At 58.5% G+C, this 21625-nt stretch carries 13 protein-coding genes; 2 read left to right on the top strand and 11 right to left on the bottom strand.

The annotated features are described in order from the left end of the window. Positions 1–373 precede the first annotated feature (373 nt). Both EYB53_RS19615 and EYB53_RS19610 read right to left on the bottom strand, forming a co-directional pair. Positions 374–4303: a CARDB domain-containing protein gene (locus tag EYB53_RS19615; protein ID WP_135480167.1), complete on the bottom strand. Its 3930-nt coding sequence runs from the start codon at positions 4301–4303 to the stop codon at positions 374–376. A gap of 95 nt (positions 4304–4398) precedes the next feature. Then, the gene (locus EYB53_RS19610) at positions 4399–7290 is read right to left on the bottom strand and encodes a VWA domain-containing protein (RefSeq protein WP_135480165.1); all 2892 of its coding nucleotides are present in this window, start codon (positions 7288–7290) and stop codon (positions 4399–4401) included. 546 nt (positions 7291–7836) lie between these two features. Here EYB53_RS19610 and EYB53_RS19605 point away from each other — a divergent pair. After that, on the top strand, positions 7837–11616 hold the full coding sequence (locus tag EYB53_RS19605) for a WD40 domain-containing protein (protein ID WP_167857489.1): 3780 nt from the start codon (positions 7837–7839) through the stop codon (positions 11614–11616). Positions 11617–11800: 184 nt separating this feature from the next. On the opposite strand, the gene EYB53_RS19600 is transcribed toward EYB53_RS19605, so the two are convergent. Next, complete coding sequence (locus EYB53_RS19600) at positions 11801–13729, bottom strand: cellulase family glycosylhydrolase (RefSeq protein ID WP_135480160.1); 1929 nt, start codon at positions 13727–13729, stop codon at positions 11801–11803. Between the two features lie 144 nt (positions 13730–13873). Here EYB53_RS19600 and EYB53_RS19595 point away from each other — a divergent pair, with 144 nt between their 5' ends. Then, positions 13874–14809 carry a TIGR01777 family oxidoreductase gene (locus EYB53_RS19595; RefSeq protein ID WP_135480157.1) on the top strand — a complete coding sequence of 312 codons (936 nt, stop codon included), beginning with the start codon at positions 13874–13876 and terminating at the stop codon, positions 14807–14809. Between the two features lie 166 nt (positions 14810–14975). Here the strand turns inward: EYB53_RS19595 and EYB53_RS19590 are convergent, their stop codons facing one another. From EYB53_RS19590 to EYB53_RS19555, 8 genes are all read right to left on the bottom strand, one after another. Continuing rightward, the gene (locus EYB53_RS19590) at positions 14976–15356 is read right to left on the bottom strand and encodes a cytochrome C oxidase subunit IV family protein (protein WP_254151154.1); all 381 of its coding nucleotides are present in this window, start codon (positions 15354–15356) and stop codon (positions 14976–14978) included. Then, entirely contained in the window at positions 15356–16168 is an 813-nt protein-coding gene (locus EYB53_RS19585) for a cytochrome c oxidase subunit 3 family protein (RefSeq protein WP_254151153.1), read from the bottom strand. The genes EYB53_RS19590 and EYB53_RS19585 overlap by 1 nt, the downstream gene beginning before the upstream one ends. Before the next feature lie 105 nt (positions 16169–16273). Next, a complete protein-coding gene (gene ctaD / locus EYB53_RS19580; protein ID WP_097653456.1) occupies positions 16274–17932 on the bottom strand; it encodes a cytochrome c oxidase subunit I in 1659 nt (552 codons plus the stop codon). A gap of 31 nt (positions 17933–17963) precedes the next feature. Continuing rightward, entirely contained in the window at positions 17964–19019 is a 1056-nt protein-coding gene (gene coxB / locus EYB53_RS19575) for a cytochrome c oxidase subunit II (protein WP_135480152.1), read from the bottom strand. A gap of 11 nt (positions 19020–19030) precedes the next feature. Next, a complete protein-coding gene (locus EYB53_RS19570; protein ID WP_254151152.1) occupies positions 19031–19882 on the bottom strand; it encodes an SCO family protein in 852 nt (283 codons plus the stop codon). Further along, complete coding sequence (locus tag EYB53_RS19565; RefSeq protein ID WP_135480150.1) at positions 19879–20313, bottom strand: hypothetical protein; 435 nt, start codon at positions 20311–20313, stop codon at positions 19879–19881. Before EYB53_RS19565 ends, EYB53_RS19570 begins: the two co-directional genes overlap by 4 nt. 13 nt (positions 20314–20326) lie before the next feature. Further along, positions 20327–20989 carry a cytochrome c3 family protein gene (locus EYB53_RS19560; protein ID WP_135480148.1) on the bottom strand — a complete coding sequence of 221 codons (663 nt, stop codon included), beginning with the start codon at positions 20987–20989 and terminating at the stop codon, positions 20327–20329. A gap of 24 nt (positions 20990–21013) precedes the next feature. Then, positions 21014–21625, bottom strand: coding sequence for a c-type cytochrome (locus tag EYB53_RS19555; RefSeq protein ID WP_135480145.1), 612 nt, complete (start codon positions 21623–21625; stop codon positions 21014–21016).

The following is a 21625-nucleotide window of genomic DNA, read 5'->3' as shown; positions in this document are numbered from 1 at the left end:
ATCATTCAATCACATCAATCATAGTTTAGACGATGCACCCCGGTGACCCGTGCCCATCGCTGCGCCCACCCCGATTCGCAACCGAGTCCATCAGAACCCATCATTCAATCACATCAATCATAGTTTAGACGATGCACCCCGGTGACCCGTGCCCGGGGAGGCTGGTAGATAGCGCATCAGCGCGTTGTTGTCCTGATCAAGCCTTGGATGATGGCCTATGATTCTCCCCATTTTCATCGCGGCACCACGGTTACGTCGGCCTCGCTGGAGGGGCTGGCTCTGTCGGTTGATGCTGTGTTTGACGCCAACTGAGGCAACGTGCCGTTGCCTCAGTTGGCGTCAAGATCAGGTTTTGCGCCCTACAACCCGTTGCTTACCGCCTGATCAGCGGTAGGTAGACATTGTTGCCGGTTGCGCTCACCACTGGAGGTGGCACGTTGCCCGAGCGTTCGTCGGGCAGGCTGGTGACAGGCGCAACTGGCGCGGTCGGCAGCGGTTTGCTTTCGGCTAGCCCGCCTTCCGTGCGCATCAGTAGTCGGGTTGAGGCTGGCGCAGCGAGCGCAACGCTGAGCCGGTAGCGCGCTGCGGTGAAGCCGTAGACTTCGACTTGGTAGACACCAGGGACGATCTCGCTGACTGGGATGATCACTTGCTCGTTGGCATCGCCTTCGAGGTTGCTCACCCGCGCCGATTGGTCGGCACGCGATGACCAGACATAGAGGTCAGCGTCGCCACTCAAGACCTCCAGGTTGGCGGTGAGTTGCTGGCCGGCTTCGGCGAGATACCGGTAGACATGGGTCTGGCGTCGCCCGATCTGCTCGGTATCCGGTTGATAGTTGGCAAGTTGTTGCGAACGGCCAATCGAGATGTTGCCGGCCTGGTCAATGGCGCGCACCTGCAGATAGTGCATGCCCGGCACAGGCAGCAGCGTCCAGTTGAAGCCAGTGGGGGTCTCGCTATAGGGCATCCAACCCGATTGCACCACGGGCACCCACTGGCCGGCGCCGAGGTTGTAGACATACTCGATCACGTGCAGCGCTTGCACGCCACTCGCATCGGGCGGCGGATCGATCGCCTCGACCTCGACCCGCACGCGCGGCTCGCGCAGCGTGGCACCGTTGCCACCCTCGACGTCAATGCGTTGTACCACCGGCACCGTGCGATCCGGGCTTGGCGCGAGCACCGTCAAGGTGCGGCTGACCACATTGTTGGTTTCGGTGTCCTCGGCGATCAGATCGTCAGGATCAATGATCGCGTAGAGATCAAACGTCCCGGTCTGCGTGAAGGTCACGGCAAGGGGGACGGTGCTCTCGACGCTATCGGGCGGATCAAGGAACGGCACCGTGCTGCGCCCCAGCACCGGGCCATCCACCGCATCGCGCCGGAACTCAACGATCACATCGCGAAGCACGGTTTTGCCACCGAGGCGATGCACCAGCAGGCCGATGTCGGCGGGCGATCCTGCGCGTGGGCTGACCGGGTTGACCCACAACTCGTGACTGTAGCCAACCAGATCGTTATTGCTGTCGGCATCGAGCACGGTGTAGGCGTTGCGCAGCGTCGCCGTCTGAGCATTGTTGGGGTTGGTCGCCGTGAGATCATAGGTGCCTACCGGCATCTGGGACGGAACGACCGCCTGAAGCGTCGTGCCGTTGATCCGCCGGGTCACCAGATCGGTTGTGCCAAGCGCCAGACTCACACCCTCGGCAAAATTGAGCCCGAGCACCGTCAACTCGACATCCTGATCGTTGTAGCCAACCGACGGCAAGACCTGGATGATCAAGGGGTTGCGTTCGAGCACCGTGAAGGCATTGGGCAACGTGCTGGCCTTGCCATCGGCATTGGTGACGATGAGATCATAGATACCTGCCGGCAAGCCCGCCGGAACCGTCGCCGCAAACACGGTCGCACCGGCCCCGCTGACATCAGTGAGCGCAAAGGATGCGTTGCCCCGCCGCAGCAGCGCTGTCGGCGCACTGAAGCCACTGCCACGCACGGTAACACTGGTAGCACGGTCGTTGACACCCTCGCCTGGAGTGAGCGACGCGATCCTGAGGTCGGTCGGAACCGGGGTATTGGTTGGTGTCGCGGTTGGTACTGGTGTATTAGTTGGTGTCGCCGTTGGTTCCGGTGTATTGGTTGGCGTTGCCGTTGGTTCCGGCGTGTGCGTCGAAGTCGCCGTTGGTTCCGGTGTATTGGTTGGGGTTGCCGTTGGTTCCGGTGTATTGGTTGGGGTTGCCGTTGGTTCCGGTGTATTGGTTGGGGTTGCCGTCGGTTCCGGCGTGTGTGTTGGGGTTGGGGTTGCCGTGTCGGTCGGGGTATTGGTTACAGTTGGCGTCTCGGTCGGCGTCGCCGTCTCGGTTGGGGTTGGCGTCGGCGTGGCCGGTGCACGACACTCATTGGCACAGATCCGCAAGCTGTAGGTACCAGCGACATTGTTGCCATTGGGGCGCACCCGGAGGTGGTAGATGCCATCCTGTTCGGCGGTAAATTGAAATTGGTGATGGACATTGCCAATGCCGGTCGGGCCAGTAGCCACACAGTTTCCGACAAAAAGTGTGCCATTGGGACGATAGACCCGCACCGATGTTCCCGAACGGGTATAATAACCATCGCATGATGTGCCACTGCCACCGAGGGCGGGCGCAACATCAAAGAGTTGCACAACATAGGTTTGACTAGCGGCAACCTCAACGCGATACCAGTCCTGCTCGGTATAGAACGTACTGAACGAGGTGCCCCGCCCTTCGATCTGGCTGCTGATCGCGTTGGTGAAACCTTCGTTCAACAGATAGCTATTCCAGATCGAATTATTGGGTTCCAGGGTCGCAGCATCCCAGGCGGCCCCGGGTTCGCCATACTTTGGCAAGACGCGCAGGCTATAATTGCCACTGGCGGTGCCATTATTCGGCTTGACCCGAATATAGTAGGTGCCATCGGCGGTCGCGGTTACCTGCGCATACTGATGCACATTGCCTGCCGAGACATCGAGGTCGTTGGCTTCGCACTGGCCGGCAACACTTGTTCCCTGGGCATTGTAGATGACGAGGCTGAGCCCGGTGCGGGTATAATAGCCATCGCAGAAAGTACCACTTCCCCCAAGGCCAGTGGCAACATCAAAGAGCTCGATCACGTAGGTGCGCCCATTCACCGCTTCAAAACGATACCAGTCAGTATCAGGTTGAAAGGTTGCATACGCCGGGTTGCGTGCTTCAATTGTGCTGGTCAGGGCCTTGGTATAGCCTGGCTCAAGCGGATAGGCGTTCCGCCGGGCATTATTCGGCTCGAAGGTCGTGGCATCCCAGGCGGCATCCGGCTGACCATGCTGGGGCAAGAGGCGAATGCTATAGCTGCCACTGGCATTGCCGTTATTGGGTTGCACCTGGACATAATAGGTGCCTGTTGTTGTCGCATTGATCAGAAGCACGTGATGGGCATTGCCGGACGAACTGGCTCCCGTATTAGGAGTGCACGCACGGGTCACCAGTGTACGTTGCGGATCATAGGCAAGCAACCCGACTCCTGCATTAGTATAATAGCCATCGCAAAAGCTCCCACTCGCGCCAAGGCTGCTCGTGACATCGAAGAGTTCAACGACATAGGAACGCCCGCTCACTGCTTCAAACCGATACCAATCACTATCGGGGCGATAGGTCGCATAGTCGGCGTTGCGCACCTCGATATCACTGGTCAGCGCATTTGCATAGCCAGCAGGCAGGGCATACGCATTGGCCCAGCTGTTGTTTGGCTCAAACGTTGTGTCATCCCACATCGCCCCGTCCTGGCCGTAGCGAGGCAAGACCCGCAAGCCATAAAAGCCGGAAACCGTCGTGCTATTGGCAAGCACTCGCACCGTGAACAACCCGTTGACACTGGCCGTAAAGGTCATCCGGTTGTGCGTATTGCCTGACGAGACATCGGCGGCATTGCACGAGCGCCCCAGCTGATTGCCTGAAGGATCGTAGAGATACATGCCAAGCCCAGAAAGCGAGTAGTAGCCATCGCAGGCACGGCCATCCACACCCAGGACATTGGCGACGTTGAAGACTTCAACGGTATACGTGCGCCCCGCAACCGCAGTAAAGGCAAAATAGTCCTGGTCGCCAGGCGCGTCAATCTGAGCATTGACAGGACTGGTGAGACCGATGCTGCCTAGTTGCTGCGCCGTCGTACGGGTATTGTTGGGCTCAACTTCGTCAATTGGATTGGCGTACACCGGCCCCGGCAGCGCCATCGGAAGCAGGGCTAACCCCACGATGAGCGCCGTCCCCAGGGCGATCCAGATACGGAGAAATTTCTTCATAGGATATGATTCCTTTTCACCTGGCAGAGAGGCCAGCGTAGCTGGCCTCTCTGCCAGGCGGTAACGAAGTTGGGGGCCTACGGCCCTCAACCTCGTTACCGCGTGACCAACGGTAGATAGACACGATGCGTATGCGTCGATGCAGGCAGCATTGGCCCAGGGGTCAGGCCGGCACGCTCGTCGGGCAGGCTATTCACGGGCACGATGGGCTCGAGCGGCTCGCTCTTGGTGGCCGAGAGACCGCCGGCGATCGTGGCTGGCAGGGCCGCCGTTGAGGGCGCCTCGATCACCACACTCAGCCGGTAGCGCGCGGCGGTGAAGCCGTAAACTTCGACCTGGTAGACGCCGGGCACGATTTCGCTGGCCGGGATGATGACTTGCTCGTTGGCCCCGCCGTCAAGGTTGCTGACCCAGGCCGACTGATCCGCCCGCGACGACCAAACATAGAGATCGGCATCGCCACTCAAGACCTCCAGATTGGCCGTCAGTTGCTGGCCGGCCTCGGCGGTATAGCGATAGGTATGGGTCTGGCGACGGCCAATCTGTTCGGCGGTTGGTTCGTAGTTGACGAGTTGCTGCGACCGACCAATCGAGATATTGCCCGCCTCGTCAAGCGCCCGCACCTGCAGATAGTGCATCCCTGGAACCGGCAGCATCGTCCAGTTCACGTCGGTCGGGGTCGCGCTGTAGGGCATCCAACCCGATTGCACCACCGGCACCCACTGGCCGGCCCCGACGTTGTAGACATACTCGATCACATGGATCGAGCGTACGCCACTGGCATTGGGCGGCGGATCAGTCGCCTCAATTGCGATCCGGGCCTGCGGGGTCTGTACCGACGTGCTCGAACCATCACCGACCGTAATGCGTTGCACCACCGGCACCGTGCGATCAGGATTGGCGGCCAACACTGTCACCGTACGACTGACCACATTGTTGGTCTCGGTATCTTCAGGCACCAGATCGTCGGGATCGATGAGCGCGTAGAGATCAAAGGTCTCGGTCTGGGTGAAGGTCACCGCGAGTGGCGTGGTGCTCTCGACGCTATTGGGCGGATCGAGGAACGGCACCGTGCTGCGCCCCAGCACCGGGCCATCCACCGCATCGCGCCGGAACTCAACCACCACATCCTGCAACACCGCCTTGCCGCCAAGGCGATGGACAAGTACCCCGATCTCCGTGGTCTCTCCGGCACGTGGCGTGACCGGATTGAGCCAGATCTCGTGGTCATACCCCAGCAGATCGTTATTGCTGCTGGCATCAAGCACGGTATACGCATTGGGCAAGGTCGCCTGCTGCCCATCAGGATTGGTGACCGTCACCGCGTAGGTACCGACCGGCATCAGTTCCGGCACCACCGCCTGCAACGTCGTGCCATTGATCCGCTGCGTCACCAATTCGGTCGTACCGAGGGTCAGCGTAATGCCATCGGCAAAATTGAAGCCCGCAACCGTCACCTCGACATCCTGATCATTGTAGCCAAGCGACGGCAAAATGCTGCGTAGCACCGGCGCACGGGCCAGCACCGTAAAGGCATTGGAGAGCGTCAGGCTGCTGCCATCACCAGGGAGCACAGTGAGGTCATAGATGCCAACGGGCAAGCCCTCGGGCACAACGGCCCGCAACAACGTCGCGCTCTCGGTCAGCGCATTAGTCAACGCGAAGGTGCCTCCGCCATTGCTCAACTGCACCGACGGTATCGTCGCTGTAGAAAAGCCGCTGCCAAGGAGCATCACATCGGTCGTCCCATCGTTATAGCCCTCAGGCGGCTCAAGCGAACGAACCTCTGGCTGGAGTTGTGGAGGGATGGGAGGATCGGCGGGAGGAGACAATTCTTGGCAGGAGACATCAACGATCTGGCGCAAAATCGTCGCGAGACTGGCAAAATTGCTGACGCTAAAGACGCGCTGGGGATCGGCCGTTAGTGCATGCAGTTGGCGCATATTAGGGCCTCTGCCAACAGCAATCGCAAAGAGGTGCATGCCGGCATCACGCACCAACTGCGCCTCTTCGACCGGATCGCCACCCTGGTTGTGCTCACCATCGGTCAGCAGAATAAGCACCTGAGGCACCCCGGCGCGGCCTTTGGCAGCCAGTTCTTCACGCCCGAGCTGGAGGCCTTCTTGAATATCGGTGTAACCGCCCAGTTGCCGCATCGCATTGACGCGAGCCAGAATCTCACTCGGATCATCAGCAAGCCGCAACTCGTAGCGGCCCTGGCCCTGCGTGCCAAATTGTGCAATGCCAACCCTGGCATCATTGGGGCTAATCGTATAGCTATTAACCAGATTGCGCACAAAATCACGCATCTGCCGGAAATCGGTCGAAGAGATGCTGCCCGAGCCATCAAGCACCAGCATCAGATCGAGCGGTTCGGTACAGTTGCCGGTATCAAACGTAACCTCAAGGTGAAACGCATTGCTCTGCGCCTGTTGCCAGCGTAGCGTCGCATTGTCGTGGCTATCAGGCGCCACATTGGCGCTGACATAGGTAAACGTCGTCGGATAGATCAGCTCGACCAGGCGGGTCGCAGCCATCAGATCGCCGCCGGAACTGAGCACATGCACAAAACCGCTGCTCGTCGCCGTCACATCAAAGCGATACGCCGTCACAATCTCGAGCCCCGTCGTGGCCGCCGAACAACTCAGTTCGGTCTCAGACAATTTAGTACAGGCCGAAGCGGGAACGCTCGCAAATTGCAGACTCGTGGACGACGAAAACCGAAACGTTCCAGCCCTTTGTAAATTCAGATCTTCATACACATACCTCGCGGTTCCAAAAACCTGGGGAGCCTCGTAGCCTTGGATCGTCGAGGCAACCGTGATCGATCCAGCGGTTGCTGCAAGCTCACCACCACCCGCAGTTGACGTGAAATCACCATCACCCGTGGCAGCCAATGTCGGGCGCTGCGCAGCGAGGCCCACACTGAGCAGACTCACCAGCAACACCAGCACCAACAACGTCCGACTCTTCCATCGTCGCATCATGACAGCACTGTCCTTTCGCCTGGATAGCCCGAATTGCACACCGATCCGTTCTATCCCAGCATACCGTGCTGTTGCAGTGATGTTGCATAAAAGACAATCTGTTGCATGGGCAGTACGTTGGTGCGTGCCAAAGCCAGCGACGCTAGCTTTGGCGCACCAACGAGCGATCCTTGACGTCCGTAAACCCTCCTGGAGGGCGGACGCCCTCCAGGAGGGTAAAGAAGATCACACAGAAGATGAAAAAAATGCAACGCAAGAGACCCCAAATAGATATGTTTATAAGCAAGATCATCTGCTATCATAGGCATGAGAGTAGCCTAGAGTGAGGAGAAGAATGCCATAAGCGATGTATCGCGGCAACAAAGCAAACTTTTGGTAGAAATCAGTGTTGCAGAGATGTTGCACTCATGTTGCAGGAACGTTGCTGTTGCTGAGCATCGTGAGGAAATACCTGAACCAGAGCTTGAAAACTCCCGGGAGTTAACCGTTTCACGTGTGTAGGTCAGGTTAAACAAACCTACAAGCGTGAAAGCCAGGAAGACCACCTTGAGCGATTTCCAAAAGCTTCCCGCGTTACAGATCACCCTAGTCGAACATCCTCTTGCCATCTTCGCCGCCGATCTCCGCACATGGGTCTTTAGTTCACAGGCTCGGGCAGCTCAACATTTCGGGCTCGACCGCAGCACCATCTGGCGTTATGAGGAAGGTCGTCATCCACCACCACTCGCGTATCTGGCCGCCCTCGCCAGTCTCGTCGTCACCAGGCTTGGCGACCACGAAGAGCACGTCAAGCAACCCAAGGCTCGCCTGCTTCACGAGATTAATCAGGCGATTGTCATTTACTATCCCGATGCAGAACCATTTGCAGCCTGGGAGAAACTCGAAGAAGCGGGGGCGACATTTCAGCCAGCACGACGACGGATGCCAGCACGACAACAGACCGATCAGGCCAGAGCATCCCCGCCCCCCACACCGCCCCTTCACCCTGCCCCCGCAACGCACCCATCCCTCTCCACACCCCCCACACCGGCGCTTCACGCTATATCATCTGTCCAAATTGATTGGGGTGATGCCCCTGATGTGGCGACCGTTTATGGCCGACAGGCTGAACTAGCCTTCTTGCAGCAGATGTTCACCAAGGGCACTTGTCGCCTGCTCGGTATTTTTGGCATGGGTGGGGCCGGCAAAACGATCCTGACGGTGCGCCTGGTCGAGACCATTGCTGACCAATTTAGGTATGTTTTCTGGCGTTCCTTGATCAATGCGCCACCACCAGACCAGATCTTGCGCGAATTCTGGCTTGCGGTGGCAAGCCCAAAGGCCATCCCGCCAACGAGTCCCCTTCAGGTTCACGAGTTGTTGCCATTGTTGCAGCAACAGCGGTGTCTGTTGATTCTCGACAATTTCGAGACGATCCTCAACGCTGGTGAACAGCCCGACGAATATCGTGAAGGCTATGCGCAGTACGGGCAATTGCTCCGCCTTTTTGGTGAAGCACGCCATCAGAGTTGCCTGATCCTGACGAGCCGCGCAAAGCCACGCGACCTGCATATGCTTGAGCATGCGCTCAAAACAACCACCCGCGTCTATGCCTACCAGATCCCCGGGCTGAAGGCCGCCGACGCGTTTGAGTTTCTACGTGACCTTGACCTTGACCTCGATGAGCCAGCGCTGGCAACGCTCTTGCAACGCTCGTCAGGCAATCCAAAGATCCTCGAGTTGGTCGGCGCAACGATTCGTGATCTCTTTGATGGTTCAGTGGCAAGCTTTCTTGCCCATGAAACGATCCTTTTTGATGATGTGCAGGCAATGTTGCACACCCAATTAAAGCACCTCTCAGAGGCCGAGCAAGAGGTGCTATTCTGGCTGGCGGTGCTGCGCGAGCCAGTCACGATTGCCCAATTGCGCGCATACATCGTCTCATCTCAATGGTTCAGTCAGGTCTTGCCTGCCATACGCACGTTGCAACGCCGCTCGCTCATCGAGACCAGTGCCAAGACACTGTTTCTCCAACATGCGGTCAGTGAATTTGTGACTGAGATGCTCGTCAAGCGGTTGCAGACTGAATTGGTGCATGGTTCCTTTGATCTGCTGCAGCGCGTGGCCTTGTTGCATGCAGAGGCAAAAGACTATGTCCGCACCAGCCAGATACGGGTTTTGCTTGAACCTCTGACGAAACGCTTGCTCATCACCATGGGCAAAAAAGCGTTGATCGATCATCTTGACGGGCTACGCGCAACCTTGCATTCTGACTATCGTGGACGCCCAGGGTATGCCGGCGGGAATCTGCTCAATCTGCTGATCCATCTGGGAGCCGATCTGACCGGCAAAGATTTCTCGCACCTCGCTGTCTGGCAGGCCTACTGCCAGGGTGTGCAGCTCAAGCAGGTCAATTTTGGTGGCGCAGACCTCAGCAGGTCAGTCTTTAATGAAACCTTCGGCAGCATTCGCACCGTCGCCTTCAGCCCTGATAGAGCATGGCTCGCTGTGGGATCAAGCAACGGTGAGATCCATGTCTGGGCGCTTCCCAGCCACGAACACGTCTACACCCTTGACGGAAAAGCCTGGGTCGAAGCACTGGCGTTTAGCCCCGACAGCCAGGTGCTCGTGAGTGGGGGCCACGAGTCGACGTTGCTGCTCTGGGAGCTTGCGACGGGCACCTGCATTGATCAACTGGCGGGGCATACCACAACCGTGCGTTGCCTCAGTTTTAGCCGTGACGGAACCCTGCTCGCCAGCGGGAGCGACGATGCAACGGTACGCCTCTGGCCGATGCCATTGGCCCGTGTTGCATCGGCCGAGCCTCTCGTAGATGAAGCGCAGGACATCACCGTACTAGCCGCCCATCAGGGCACAGTCTGGAGCATCGCGCTGCATCCGACGGCACCATACCTGATCAGCGCTGGTTCAGATGGTCTGATCTGGTGGAATCTCACGACAGGCACAGCCACGCGACAGATCCAGGAACATGCCGCAGCCGTCATGACGGTTGCCATGCACCCGACCGGCAGCCTGGTTGCCAGCGGAAGCTACGACGGCGTGGTGAAGCTCTGGTCTTTCACCGAGGCAACCTGTCGGGACACGATCACCAGTCATCAGGGGCCACTCCGCGCCGTCGCCTTCAGTCCTGACGGTAACCTGCTAGCCAGTGGCAGTGAAGATGAGCACATTCGGCTCTGGCATAGCCACGATGCCAGACTGCACAGCAGCATCTATGCTCCGGCCAACCGGGTACGTGCGCTGGCCTTCAGCCCTGACGGACATTTGCTGGCAAGCGGCAGCCACGACCAAAATGTACGGCTCTGGCATCTCAAGAGCAGGCAGTGCATCATGCGCTGGCAAGGTTATATCAACCAGTTGCGCTCACTGGCGCAGAGCCCCGACGGGCAACGGCTTGCCTTTGGCGTAGCCGAATGCATCTATGTGGTTGACCAGCGCCATGGCGAGATGATCCACCAATTGTGTGGACATAGCGAGTGGGTGCAATCGCTTGCCTTTAGCCCACAGGGCAACCTGCTCGCCAGCAGCAGCGACGACCATACGATCCGCCTCTGGAATCTGGAGACCTTCACTGAACAAACCACCCTCTACGGCCACGATGCATGGGTTCAAACGTCCGCCTTTACACCTGATGGACGCCTCCTTGCCACAGGCAGCATTGACCGAACGATTCGGCTCTGGGAGGTCGCCACGGGCGCGTGCCTCCAGATCCTTGTCGGGCACCAGCACTATGTATGGACACTCGCGATCAGCCCGGATGGGCGCTGGCTGGCGAGTGGCGGGGTCGATGAGGTAATCCGGATCTGGGACATCGCCTCGGGGCAGTGTGTGCAAACCTTCACCGGGCACCGTGGGGCGGTCTGGTCGCTTGCCTTTGCTGGCGACTCAAACCGCCTCGTCAGCAGCGGCCAGGATCAGTGCATCAGGGTCTGGACGCTCGATCAAGCCCAGTTATGCGCCACCACCCTCAGCGGCCACGACAACCGCGTCGTCGCCATCGCCGTCTGCCCACAGGATCGCCTGATCGCCAGCGGCAGTGACGACCGCACCGTACGCATCTGGGATCTAGCGACAGGTAGCTGTCGTCACATGCTCACCGGGCACACCCGGTCGGTCATTGGGGTCGCCTTTCACCCTGATGGCGAGCGGCTCATCAGCGGCAGCGAAGACGGCACCGTGCTCATCTGGGACAGCAGGACAGGCACCTGTCTCAAGCACCTGGCAACCCCGCGGCCATACGACGGGCTCGACCTCACCGGAGCCACCGGCCTGACCACAGCTCAGCGTGCGTCACTGATCGCGCTTGGTGCTCGCGACGAGGCGTAGGGAGCCAGCACCAAGACCTTGCACATAAGGCGGTTGTTTTGACGCAAAGACGCAAAGGCGCAAAGGTTGGAGCGTAGATGCGTGCTTCGGCCTTACGAGGCCGGCGCGACGATAGTTGGGCCGATGCACGCGCCCCGCCTGCAGGCCTGTTGATGCGAGGCTGCGAGAGGCGCGTGCTTCGGCCTTACGGGGCGAGGCGTACACCAAGGCGACTGAGTTGGACGCGGTTGGCCGACGATAGATCGGGGTGGTCTTCGAAGCGGGCGCGTTCGAAATATTGCACGCTCAGGGTGCGTCCGTTTTCGACGGTTTCGTTGGCTGGTTCGCTGATGGGGAAGCCAAAGGTCGCCAGGCCACCGTTCCGTTCCCAGTAGGCGCGGAAGGGTGGACAAAGGCTGTGGCGGGTTTCAGGGAAGTAGCGACATCCTGCGGGTGCTCCGTCAACGGTCGGGAGACTGCGCCAATCAAGGCCCTGACGGGCGAGGTATTCAACCCCGACGAGGCCGATCAGTACGTCGTTGGGCGAACGGTGCTGGGGATGGCTCTCGAAGCGGGTGCGTTCGAACCATTGCACGACCCGTTCGACCCCGTCGCTGCCGCGTTCGAGGCGTTCGGGGGTGATGGGCAAGCCGTAGATCGCCAGGCCACCGCCGCGTTCCCAGGTGCGCAGGAAGCTGCCGCGGATGCTCTGCCCAGTCTCGGCAAAGCTGCGACTGCCGCCGGTGACCTGGCGAACGTAGACCGGGCGTTCGCTGATGGTTAACCGGGCCGTGCCTCCGCCAAGTTCGCGTAACTGTCCATCACGTTCAACCAGGGTGGCACTCAGGCCAGTCGCCAGCGGGAAGTCGATCGTGCGCTGACCGCTGATTGTCCAGAGTACGTCAACGACGACGCCGTCGGGCAGGGTGAAGCGATGGTTCACAAGCACGCCCTGGCGGTGCAGTGACCCGGTGCCCTGGTAACGGGCAAATTGGAGTTGCGAGACCATCGTGCCATAGGCTTGATAGGCTGGTTTGGGGCTCAGGTCATCATTGAGAATGGCAGCAGGCCCCCAGGGTTGCTGGCCGCCCTTGAATTTATCGCTGAGTTGGAAATAGCTGACGTGTTCGATGCCCGCAGCTGCGGCGAGCACAAAGGTGCGTACCATATAGTTCGCCTGTTCTTCGCCATTCTTGGCAAACTGGGGCGCGCACGCACTGCCGCAGGTGCTCCAGCCTACTTCGGTAATCCAGATTGGCTTGCCGCCACCGCGAGCGGCCACCCAGCGCTTGGCCAGTTCGAGGCGCCCGGGGATCGTGACATCGAAGCGCTCACGAGGATTGATGAGGGCGGGATTGTCGGGGGCGTGGTCGATGAGCCAGGGATGGATCGAGAGCACATCGAAGCTGTCCCAGCCGGCAAGGTCAACGACGCGATCAAGGAACCCCTTTTCGCCGACAGCATCGAAGACATAGACGCCACCGATGAGTACCAGCGCGGTTGGATCGGCAGCCCTGATCGCGGCTGAAGCCTTGCGGAGCATTTCGGCATAGGCAACGGGATCAGCCCTGGGCAGCCAGGTTCCGTCCATATCGGGTTCATTCCAGATTTCCCAGGCGGCGATCCGTGGTGAGCCAGGCGCATCCTGGGAGCCATCGCCATCGTAGCGTTCGACGACCTGGCCGACCCAACGGGCAAACGCGTCCATATCAGTTGGCGCACACCAGTATTCGGGTTCGTTGACGCGGCGAGCGTGCGCGACGCAGGCGGGATCGCGGTACTCTTCGGGGGTGGTGAGCAGCATGCCAATAATGCCGATCCCGGCCTCGGCGAGCATCGCGATCCGGCGGTCATAGAAATCGTTCTTGATCTCACGGCCCCAGCAGGCCCAGCAGATCTCTTCACGCGTCCAGCGTGCGCCAATTGGCCCGGCGAGGCGGACGAGTTGGGCGGCTTCGGCTTCCGAGCGTTCGCGCCCGGTGATGTACATATTGAGGCCAAAGAGTGAAGGCGGCAACCCCGGCTGGCGTGCTGCGAGTGGCGCTGCCTGGACGGTTGGGGTTGCGGGCGGCAACAAGCCTATGGTGATCAGGATCATCACGACAATGATCATTAGTGGAGACAAACGCATCATCTGGGGGAAACCTCATTTGGCCTAAGCGGTGCTGTTGATCCATCGGGGCATAGGATACCATATCTCTTCACCGTGGCGTTTCGTTTTAACGCAGCGGCGCAGAGGACTTGACGCCAGAGCTAGATTCGGGGTACCCTCAATAGTATGAACACAACAAAACGTATCATTCTCACTGGGGCAACCGGGTTGGTCGGACGGAAACTTTTTGCTGCGTTACGCGAGCGCGGCTATGCGCTGGTTATCTTTTCGCGCAATCCTGATGCGGCGCGGCGCGTCTTGCCGGGGGCGGCTGAGTATGTCGCGTGGTCGCCGGCGGAGGATGGCCCCTGGGCGGCGGCGATTGATGGGGCGCATGCCATTATCAATTTAGCCGGGGCACCGATTTCGCAGGGGGTGATCGGTGTGAGGTGGACCCCGGCGTACAAAGAAGAGATTCTGAGTAGTCGGGTGATCGGGACACGCGGATTGGTGAAAGCGATTGCCGCTGCGCAAACCCGCCCGACCGTCCTGGTCAATGCCTCGGCGGCAGGCTTTTACGGGTACAGCACCACGGCTACCTTTGATGAAGACTCGCCGGCAGGGAACGACTTTGTGGCCAAGGTGAGCATCGCCTGGGAGCACGAGGCGCAACGGGCGAGCGAGTATGGGGTGCGAGTGGCCTTTATTCGTACGGGCATTGTGCTTGATCCTGACGCCGGGGCTCTTGGGCAAATCTTGATTCCGTTTCGGGTGCGCGCTGGTGGCCCGATTATGCCCGGTTCACAATACTATTCGTGGATTCATCCTGATGACGAGATCGGGCTCTTTCTCTTTGCACTCGAAAATGAGCAGATCAGCGGCCCACTCAATGGCACGGCCCCGAACCCCGAGACCAACCGCGACTTCTCTGATATTCTCGGCAAAGTGATCGGGTCGCCCTCGTGGCTGGCGGTGCCCGAATTCAGCCTGCGGCTCACGCTTGGTGAAATGGCGGATCTGGTAGTCAAAGGCCAGCGCGTCGTTCCGAACCGGGCCCAAAAACTTGGGTATCAATTTGCGTATCCAGAATTGCGTCCGGCGTTGCAGGATCTGCTAGGGTAAATGGGTGCAGGCTCTGCGCCTCTGCGTCAACACGGGCCAACCTTGCACATAAGGCGGGATATATGACGCAAAGGCGCAGAGGCATCTGACGCAAAGGCGCAAAGATTTTATGGATTGGCATCCACAGCTTTGCGCCTTTGCGTCAACACGGGCCAAACTTATGGGTTTAGGGGAGCGGGCCGATTTCTGGGGGCCAGCCGCGTGCAAAATAATCACCCATGACAATGACGAAGAGGATCGTGAAGGCGATAAAAGCCGAGACTGCGTAGAGCTGGGTGACCCGATTGCTGATCTTGATATGCATAAAATAGTAAATAATCAGCACCGTCTTGGTTGACGCAATCGCCAGCGCGACGAGCACCCCCAAGACACGAGGGATCTCCATAAACCCCTCGACCCACCAGGCTCCCACCGTCAAAACCATCAGCACCATCAGGGCGGCAAAGACCCGATAATAGGTGTCGCGTCCGATATGGCCGTGGCTATGATGGTCGCTTGCCGCAGCGTGTCCATCGGCGCCAGGCATGGTGTTGCTGTGTTCTGCCATCAGTGTACCAGATAAAAGAGCGGAAACAGGAAGACCCAGATAATATCGATCAGGTGCCAGTAGAGGCCCCCGATCTCGACGGGTGTGGAGTAGGCCGCGGTGAAGACCCCGCGCACGGCCATAAAGGTCAGCATGCCGACGATGCTCAACCCGATCAGCATGTGGACGGCGTGCAGCCCGGTGGAGATAAAGTAGAGCAGGTAAAAGAGTTGATAGGGACTGCCCTGGCCTGGCGTAACCTCGTTGTGCACATCGGCGGCAGTTGTGCCGTGGGCCTCGGGGAAGACAAACGCCCGCCCAGGGACGAGGCACTCGGTTTCGCCGAGCGGGGTGCCACTGGTTGCCCATGCGATTGGCGTCTTGTAGCCAGCGCAGTGGGCAAACTTCTCGCTATACTCATACGCCTTGATGCCCAGGAACGCCACGCCGAGCACCATTGTCACACCAAGCAGGCGAATGAGGCGCTGTTTGCGTCCCTCTTCGGCGGCATTGACCGCGAGGGCGACGGTGAGGGAACTGACGAGCAAGACGACCGTATTGACTGCACCAAGGGGCGTATTGAGATGATGGGCTGCCTCGGCCCAGATATCGGGAAAGGCCCAGCGATAGACCGCATAGGCCATAAAGATCCCGCCAAAGAGCATCAACTCGGTCACCAGAAAGACCCACATCCCCAGGGTGGCCGCCTCTTTCTGCTGTTGTGGCGTCTCAAAATGGTGCTGCAGCTCGCGGCCGTGGCCGGCGTGACCGTGGTCAGCATGTGCCTCGTGCCCCTGTACCTCTGATCCTTGCGTTGTTGTTGTTGTCGCCAAGGTTTCGCTCCTCAAACCTTTGCGCGGGGTAGGCATACCACCGCGAGAAACGGGCAGAGATTGGTGCGCAGGCGAGCCTGCGCACGACCTCTGCGACTGACCAGTTTACAGAGGTGAACCAGGGCGCCACGCAGCCGCGTCGCGCTCGGCGGCCTCGGGCGGGTAGGCATACGCCTCGGTGGTCACCACAGGGATCTCATCGAAATTGTGGGCTGGCGGCGGTGACGAAACCGTCCACTCAAGCCCGGTTGCGTCCCACGGATTATCGCCGGCGAGCTTGCCCTTCCAGAGCGAAAGCGTCAGGTAGACCAGGGGAATGATGAAGCCAATCGCAAGCACGGTCGAGCCTGCCGATGAGAGCACGTGGAGCACCTGGAACTCCTGGGGATAGACGTGATAGCGGCGGGGCATCCCCAAATAGCCCAGCACAAACTGGGGGAAGAAGGTCATATTGAAGCCAACGAAGATGATCAGGGCCGAAATCCCGCCCCAGACCTCGTTGTACATCCGTCCGGTCATCTTGGGCCACCAGAAATGGATGCCACCAAGGTAGGCCATAATCGTGCCGCCGACCATCACATAGTGGAAGTGGGCCACGACAAAATAGGTATCGGTGACGTGAATATCAATCGCGACCACGCCGAGGAAGATACCGGTGAGCCCGCCGATCACAAAGAGCCCGATGAACCCGAGGGCATAGAGCATCGGGGTACGATAGCTAATCGAACCCTTGTAGAGCGTTGCGGTCCAGTTAAAGACTTTGATGGCGGAAGGAATGGCGACGAGCATCGTAATGAAGCTGAAGACCAGGCCAGCATAGACCGACTGCCCACTCACGAACATATGGTGGCCCCAGACAAGGAAGCCGATGATGGCAATTGCCATACTGGAAAAGGCAATGAACTCGTAGCCAAAAATGCGCTTGCGTGAGAAGGTCGAGATCAGTTCCGAGATAACCCCGAACCCGGGCAAAATCATGATATAGACCGCAGGATGCGAATAGAACCAGAAGAGATGCTGAAAGAGCAGTGGATCGCCACCGAGGGCCGGATCGAAGATCCCGACGCCCCAGATGCGCTCGATCGCAACCAAAAGCAGCGTAATCCCGACGACCGGCGTTGCCAGCACGATAATCAGGCTCGTGGCATAGCTTGACCAGACAAAGAGCGGCAGACGGAACCAGGTCAAACCGGGAGCGCGCATCGTGTGGGTCGTCACGATGAAATTCACGCCAGTGGCGATGGACGAAAAGCCCATCACAAACGCCCCAGCAATCGTCAGGATCACATTTGAATTGGAATAGGTCGAACTAAAGGGCGTATAGAAGGTCCAGCCGGTATCAACGCCACCAAAGACAGCGGCGGAGAGGGCAAAGATCCCGCCGATCATATAGAGATACCAGCTAAAGAGATTGAGGCGGGGAAAAGCCATATCGCGTGCCCCGACCATCAGCGGGATCAAAAAATTGCCGAGCACCGCAGGAATACCCGGGATCAAGAAAAAGAAGACCATGATGATCCCGTGCAGCGTAAACGCCCGGTTGTAAAGGTCAGAGGAGAGCAGATCGCCCTGCGGGGTAATCAACTCGATCCGGACGACTGACGCAGCCAGACCGCCCAGGAGAAAGTAAAAATTGATCGCAAGGAGATAGAGAATCGCAATGCGCTTGTGATCAACCGTGAAGAGCCAAGACTTGATCCATGCCCAGACGGTTGGAGTATCATCTTCGAGATAGCCACGTGACGGAAGGGCTGTTGTTGCCATAATGCATCTTCCCTGGATAGTTCTAGCGGGTCTACTTCAATTCGTCAGCAACGACACTGGCGATCTGGGCATTCGAGAGACGGGTGCTGGCGCTCTCACTATCCGAGAGCGACTTGATATACGCGATCAACTGATTCAACTGATCCTCGCTGAGTTGCCCATCGTACGACGGCATCACATTAGCATACCCGGCGACAATTTTGGCTCCAGGATTAAGAATCGACTCGCGGAGATAATTTTCATCGGCGGTCACCAGGCTTCCATCCTGCATCCGTGTCTCGACGCCATAGAGCCCCACCATGCTCGGGCCGATGCCGGCCCCATCATCGCGATGACAACCGACGCACCCCAGGTTCGTAAAGAGCTGCGCCCCAGCGAGCGCCATAGGATCGCCGATCGACGGAATCAGGGTCGAATCACCGCCTCCCGCGCCAGCGCTGCCATCGGGCAGAATAATCTCGCCGGGGGTCGTCAACCAGCGCTCGTAATCGGCGAGGCTCATAGCAACAACACGTCCAACCATGCGTGAGTGTTCGGTGCCACAATACTCGGCACAGAAGAGATGGTATTCGCCAGTTTGCGTCGCTTCAAACCACATCGTGGTATAGCGACCTGGCAAAACATCCTGTTTGACCCGGAAGGCGGGAATATAGAAGCTATGGATGACATCCTGCGAAGTCATAACGAGCTTGACCGGCTGATTGATGGGCACGTGCAACTCATTATTTTCGCGCTTGCCATTAGGATGCTGGGCGTGCCACATCCACTGCTTGCCAATGACATAGATCTCAAGGTTGCGCTCGGGTGGGGTGCGGATGTCAATATAGAGAAACGCGCCCCAGAAAAAGACCCCCAGCACAAGCACCAGCGGAATGATCGTCCACGTCAATTCGAGCGGCAGGCTTCCCTCGGGCTGATTCGTCCGATCAGCCTTCTGGCTACGATGGTAGCGCACCATCAGATAGAGAATAATGAACGGCAGGATGCCGCCAAAGATCAGGCTGAGCGCGATCAAAACGCCATAGAGGGCATCAATTGGCCCGGCAAAGGTTGAGGCCTGTTCAGGAAACAAAGGGAAGTCGGGCATAGTGCTTCCTCTCAATCTGCGCTAGCAGCTGACCCGGGAGGTGCGCCACGTTGCTGAGAACTACGGCTCAGGAAAAAGATCGAGCCAAGGATGAACATCACGGTGATGGTTCCGGCGATGCGAGTGATGGTCATGACCAGACCGGTATACTTGCCAGTCGAAGGGTCAAAGTGATAACAGAGTAACAACAACTGGTCAACCGGTGTGCCAATCTTGTTCCCCGACGCCTCAACGAGCCCGAGGCGCAGATCGCTGGCGTTATATTCGATGCCATAGAAATAACGGGCCAGGGCACCCTCAGGGGTGAGCACGAGAATACCAGCGGCGTGCGCATACTGATCAATCGTCTCATCATAAAAATAGGCAAAGCCGACAGCATCGGCCAGTTGCTTGATACTATCCTGGGTTCCCGTCAAAAAGTGCCAGCCCTCTTCGCTGCCAGGGCGAGCATAGCGTGACACGATCGCAGCTTTGGTATTGGCCGCGTGCATCGTCGTCTCGGTGGGGTCAATGCTGACATTGACGACATGGTAATCAATGCCTGCGGTGAGGCGCACATCACTCAAGCCGTCGACCATGCCATTGCGCACCAGCGAACAGAGCATTGGGCATTCATAGTAGCCCAATGAGAGCACCACTGGCAAGTCACCGAAGTAGTCACCCAGAACGACAGTTTCGCCATGTTCGTTGACAAACGGCAGATCAAGGGGCACCTTCTCACCAAGGCGCTGCTCGAACGAGATATTCTCGAGATGATGGGCGCCACTCTGCGCCTGCACCACTGCGGGGGCCAGACTAAGCGTCAGCATGATCGCAAGCAACAGGGCCGAGAACCAGCGGAAAAGTGGCGTATACATCGTCATGGTCTTGTTCCGCCCTCGGGTTGGGTTGTTGCAAAGGGAGCAATGCCCTGCTCAAGCAACAATTCCTTGGCCCGATCAATAGGAATATGGGCAACGCCGGTACGCTGATTCACCCAGCCGTAGTTCTCGATCTGTTCAGTCGCCTCACGCATGATGCGTGTCCCATCGGCATTCGGGTTCTGTTCGAGGCGTGGCGAAGGGGGCAACTGGGCGAGTTCGGGTGGGGCCAGGTTATGGCTGACATCGCCAAGTTGCCCCTTGGTTGCACCAAGCATAATAAAGATAACGACAATTGCCAGTGGCAAGAGACTGACACAGGCAATCGTGAGGATGAAGACCGGACGCATGCTCCAGTCGCTCACCTCATACCCTTTAGCGAGGCTCTCTGGCGAGGGTTCTTTAATGGTATGGCTGTCTGACGTATGGCTCATTGGGTTCCCTCTATTAACGGTGACACATATAACAATGGGTCAGCCGACCATCAACTGGAATCTGATACTCTTGAACCAGCGCAAGCCGCTCGTCGATGGGCATCATCTGTGGATCGTAGGCCATATTGAAGACCTCATCACGCGGGCGGATAAACTCTTCGGGGGCGCGGTGGCAACCGAGACACCAACCCATATAAAGGGGTTGTTCCTTGGCCGTCAAGTGTTGCAGATCGACCCGTCCGTGGCACGACGCGCACCCGATGCCCTTGGCAACGTGAACACTATGGTTGAAATAGACAAAATCGGGCAAATCGTAGACCCGATTCCAGAGCACGGGTTCACCTGTCTGATAGCTATCGCGCACTGGTTGCAAAAGCGGGCTATTCGTCCAGATCTGCGAGTGACACGACATACAGGTATCGGTCGAAGGAATGCCTGCGTGGGCAACCCGTTCGACAGTCGAATGGCAATAGCGGCAATCAATCATCAGTTCATCAACATGATGTTTGTGACTAAAAGGCACTGGCTGCTCGATCGCATCACCGACCCCGGTATACCAGGGTGACAGGTAGAGCCCGATCAGAGCTGAGATAATGCCGACAATGAGCAGCACAATCGCAGCGATACTCACCAGCAGGATTGCATTGGCGTTGCGCGAGAAGATCTGTGCAGACATGACGGAAGCTCGCTCTCTATACCGTTACGGCCCACCAAGCAGGGCACGCTCTTCGGCGGTCAGGGTATCAGCGTCAACATTCTGGCTCAACTGCAGGGCACGCACATACGCGGCGACGGCCCAGCGATCTTCAGGTGGAATGCGATGCGCATAACTATACATCCGGTTGACGCCATTGGTAATGACGTCAAAGTAGTAGCCAATGGCAACCGTGCGAAGGCGATCACTATGCAAGGTCGGCACCTCCATGGGTCCGCGATAGGCGATCACGCCGTTGCCATCGCCGGCCAGACCGTGACACGGGGCACAGAAGGCGTCGTAGCGGGTCTGCCCTCGCTCCAGTAAATCGGCAGTCAATTCCATTGGCAATTCAACCGCCAATTCACCATTGAGACGCCCGGTAAAGAGCGCCGAGTCGGCCTCGAAACTTCCCATCGCGACCGTATTTTCGACGGGTGGGCGCATCGAGCGCCCATCCTCAAAAAAATCACTCGGGCGATTGGGCCGATACTTGGGCTGATCGTACATATCGATATGACATCCGACCAGCACGAAACAGAGGGGCAACCAGGCAAAACGGGCCAGGCGGCTCATCACGGTTGGCTTCCTACGGAGGGATCGGGCAACAGGCTGCAT

Source organism: Candidatus Chloroploca mongolica, from assembly GCF_004762035.2.
GTDB classification, from domain to species: domain Bacteria; phylum Chloroflexota; class Chloroflexia; order Chloroflexales; family Chloroflexaceae; genus Chloroploca; species Chloroploca mongolica.
Note: the sequence above shows the minus strand (reverse complement) of the source record. Positions and strands in the feature narration are given on the sequence as shown.

Coding starts and splice junctions, on each gene's coding strand:
- EYB53_RS19555 (WP_135480145.1), bottom strand. CDS start 21,625: ATGCAGCCTGTTGCCCGATCCCTCCGTAGGAAGCCAACCGTGATGAGC.
- EYB53_RS19560 (WP_135480148.1), bottom strand. CDS start 20,989: ATGTCTGCACAGATCTTCTCGCGCAACGCCAATGCAATCCTGCTGGTG.
- EYB53_RS19565 (WP_135480150.1), bottom strand. CDS start 20,313: ATGAGCCATACGTCAGACAGCCATACCATTAAAGAACCCTCGCCAGAG.
- EYB53_RS19615 (WP_135480167.1), bottom strand. CDS start 4,303: ATGAAGAAATTTCTCCGTATCTGGATCGCCCTGGGGACGGCGCTCATC.
- ctaD (WP_097653456.1), bottom strand. CDS start 17,932: ATGGCAACAACAGCCCTTCCGTCACGTGGCTATCTCGAAGATGATACT.
- EYB53_RS19610 (WP_135480165.1), bottom strand. CDS start 7,290: ATGATGCGACGATGGAAGAGTCGGACGTTGTTGGTGCTGGTGTTGCTG.
- EYB53_RS19570 (WP_254151152.1), bottom strand. CDS start 19,882: ATGACGATGTATACGCCACTTTTCCGCTGGTTCTCGGCCCTGTTGCTT.
- EYB53_RS19600 (WP_135480160.1), bottom strand. CDS start 13,729: ATGATGCGTTTGTCTCCACTAATGATCATTGTCGTGATGATCCTGATC.
- EYB53_RS19590 (WP_254151154.1), bottom strand. CDS start 15,356: ATGGCAGAACACAGCAACACCATGCCTGGCGCCGATGGACACGCTGCG.
- coxB (WP_135480152.1), bottom strand. CDS start 19,019: ATGCCCGACTTCCCTTTGTTTCCTGAACAGGCCTCAACCTTTGCCGGG.
- EYB53_RS19595 (WP_135480157.1), top strand. CDS start 13,874: ATGAACACAACAAAACGTATCATTCTCACTGGGGCAACCGGGTTGGTC.